This is a genomic window from Streptomyces anatolicus (assembly GCF_019400875.1).
In the GTDB taxonomy this organism is placed as follows: Bacteria; Actinomycetota; Actinomycetes; order Streptomycetales; family Streptomycetaceae; genus Streptomyces; species Streptomyces anatolicus.
In genome coordinates this window covers 1-2,171 of record NZ_WMBF01000730.1, presented here as the reverse complement: position 1 = coordinate 2,171, position 2,171 = coordinate 1, and the positions used below count along the sequence as shown (strand labels likewise).

Genomic DNA, 2,171 nt, shown 5'->3' with positions numbered 1-2,171 from the left:
CGACGGGGTGGGTGGAGGGGCGCTGGTCGGCGTCGTATCCCCAGGTCTTTCGGGCGATGCCGAAGGCGGTCCACGGGTCCATGGAGCGGGTGGACCCGGCAATGGTCTGGGCTGCGGCCCCTGTGACGGCCCCGGCGGTGGTCTCGGCGATGGTCTGGAAGCCCATGTACTCGGCGAACGACTCGTTGAGCCAGATGTCGTCCCACCACCTGAGGGTGACGAGGTCGCCGAACCACATGTGGGCCATCTCGTGGGCGATGGTCATGGCGCGGGACTGCCGCTCGGTGTCGGTGACGGCGGAGCGGAAGACGTACTCGTCGCGGAAGGTGACGAGCCCGGGGTTCTCCATGGCGCCCTCGTTGAACTCGGGTACGAACGCCTGGTCGTAGGAGTCGAAGGGGTACGGCTCGTCGAACTTCTCGTGGAAGCGGTCGAAGCAGGCGCGGGTGATACCCAGGATTTCGTCGGCGTCGGCGTCCAGGAAGGGCGCGAGCGAGCGGCGGCAGTGGATGCCGAAGGGCAGCCCGCGGTGTTCGGTGCGCACCGAGTGGTAGGGGCCGGCGGCGACGGCGACGAGGTAGGTGGAGATGAGGGGGGTGGTGGCGGCCCGCCAGGTGCCGCCGCCGAGGTGTTCGGTGATGCCGTTGGCGAGGACGGTCCAGCCCTCGGGGGCGGTGACGGTCAGGTCGAAGGCGGCCTTGAGGTCGGGCTGGTCGAAGGCGGGGAAGACGCGCTGCACGTTCTCCATGAACATCTGGCTGTACGTGTACGTCTCGCCGTCGCTGGGGTCGGTGAAACGGTGCATGCCCTCGCCGGTGCGGGAGTAGCGCATCGCGGCGTCCACGCGCAGTTCGTGTTCGCCCGCGGTGAGCCCGTCGAGCGCGAGGCGGTTGTCGACGAGGGCGGCGGGGTCCAGGGGCTGCCCGTCGAGGGTGGCGGAGCGCAGTTCGGCGGGGTTCAGCTCGACGAAGGTGGCGCCATCGGTGCGGGCGCTGAACCGGATGACGGTACGCGAGTCGAAGGTCTCGCCGTCCGGGTCCGCCGCGTGGGTCAGGTCGAGCTCGACGGTGTACCGGTGGACGTCGATGAGCTGGGCTCGGGTCTGCGCTTCGTCGCGCGTCAGTGCGGGCATGGGGCCATGCTGCCCGATGGCGGCGGTCGCGGTGTAGGACGAAGATCTCCGCGCCCCGCCTGTCGGGTCCGGGCCGCCTCGCCTCGCCTCGCCCGCGCTGTACCGCTGGCCCGCGCTGTACCGCTAGGAGGACTTGGCGATCGTCTCGTGGTGGCGGATCACCTCGGCGATGATGAAGGTGAGCAGCTTCTCGGCGAAGGCGGGGTCGAGCTTGGCGTTCTCGGCGAGCTGGCGCAGCCGGGCGATCTGGCGGGCCTCGCGGTCCGGGTCGGCGGGCGGCAGCTGGTGGTTGGCCTTGAGGTGCCCGACCTGCTGGGTGCACTTGAAGCGCTCGGCGAGCATGTGGACGACGGCGGCGTCGATGTTGTCGATGCTGTCGCGCAGACGGGCCAGTTCGGCGCGCACGGCCTCGTCGGAGGCGGGGGACGCGCTCGCGTCGGGGGCGGGGACGCCGTTCGCGTCACTGGTGTGGCTGGTGTTCATGGGCCACGAGCCTACGCGGCCGGGCCGGGGCCGCCCGCCTCGGAGGAGCGCAGGATCGGCGGGTGGTCGGGGTCCGGTATCTGCTGCGACCAGCCGCCGGGGACGGCACGGCCCTGTTGTGCGCGGAAGCGGACGGGGGCGGTGCCGACGCGTCGGGTGAAGAGGCGGGAGAAGTAGGCGGGGTCGTCGTAGCCGACGCGGCGGGCGACGGCGGCGACGGGCAGTTCGGTGGCGGCGAGGAGTTCCTTGGCGCGGCCGAGGCGGATGCCGAGGAGGTAGTCCTTGGGGCTGCATCCGGCGCCGCGCCGCACGGCGGTGCGCAGTTCGGCGGGGGTCATGCCGTGCCGGGCGGCGTGTTCGGCGACGGACAGGTGCCGGAAGGCGTCGCGGGCCAGGGCCTGGAGGACGGGGTCGCCGTCGGGGGCGATGTCGGCGCGGGCGCGGCGCAGGGCGACGAGCAGTTCGTGGACGGCGGCGCCGGTCTCGACTTCGAGGAGGGGGTTGCCGCGGCGGGCGGCGCGGGCGATGCGGCCGACGGCGGCGCGGGCGCCGGCGG

3 protein-coding genes are annotated in these 2,171 nt (G+C 72.5%); all 3 read right to left on the bottom strand.

All coding sequences use genetic code 11. The features are described 5' to 3' along the window. On the bottom strand, window positions 1–1,132 hold a 1,132-nt coding region (locus tag GKQ77_RS31925; RefSeq protein WP_258022321.1), incomplete at its 3' end, for a M1 family metallopeptidase. Window positions 1,133–1,255: 123 nt separating this feature from the next. Then, window positions 1,256–1,615, bottom strand: a complete 360-nt coding sequence (locus GKQ77_RS31920) for a chorismate mutase (protein WP_258022320.1) — start codon at window positions 1,613–1,615, stop codon at window positions 1,256–1,258. 11 nt (window positions 1,616–1,626) lie between these two features. After that, window positions 1,627–2,171: helix-turn-helix domain-containing protein (locus tag GKQ77_RS31915; protein WP_219692601.1), on the bottom strand; the 545-nt coding region annotated here is incomplete at its 5' end.